At 65.7% G+C, this 522-nt stretch carries 1 protein-coding gene and 1 pseudogene; both read left to right on the top strand.

All coding sequences use genetic code 11. The annotated features are described in order from the left end of the window. Nucleotides 1-297, top strand: a 297-nt coding sequence (locus FK530_RS26505; protein WP_205124289.1) for a hypothetical protein, incomplete at its 5' end; no start/stop codon positions are given. Continuing rightward, a pseudogene (locus FK530_RS26500) lies at nt 290-522 on the top strand (hypothetical protein); the annotation flags it as partial. The gene FK530_RS26505 and the pseudogene FK530_RS26500, both read left to right, overlap by 8 nt.

Below are 522 nucleotides of genomic sequence, written 5' to 3'. Positions count from 1 at the left end.
GGGAACTCGACCGCGGATCCGGGTCCGCGCTTCGTCAACGAGGTACGGAACAAGATCTGGACGTTCACCCGGACGCACTCATTCGGACTGCTGGACACCTGCACCTTCTCCGGTGCGACGCTGGTGCGTTGGGCGGGGATGCTCAGACGAGCGCAGGACAGGAGGGGAATGCTCCGACAGCTTGCAGGCGGTGTCGCCCAGGCGTTGCATGCGCCCCGGTCCACATCCGCGGTGCTGTCGGGCACACCCGTGGCCGAACAGGTGAAGGCCATCGAGAGGGGCGCGGGACGTGCCTGAGTTCAGTGTGCTCCTTCCGGTCTATCACGGCGACGTGCCCAGCCACTTCACCAGGGCATTGCGCTCAGTGGGGGCAGACCAGACCCTTCCCCCCGACCAGATTGTCATCGTCGCAGACGGTCCCGTGCCATCGGGGATAGCAGTGCTCCTCGATGCGCTCGAGCAGGGCGGTCACCAAGAGCTCACTGGTGGAGCTCAAGTGACCGTGGTGAGACGCGCCCGCAA

Origin of the sequence: Tsukamurella conjunctivitidis, from assembly GCF_007858475.1 — a bacterium.
GTDB lineage: Bacteria > Actinomycetota > Actinomycetes > Mycobacteriales > Mycobacteriaceae > Tsukamurella > Tsukamurella conjunctivitidis.
Note: the sequence above shows the minus strand (reverse complement) of the source record. Positions and strands in the feature narration are given on the sequence as shown.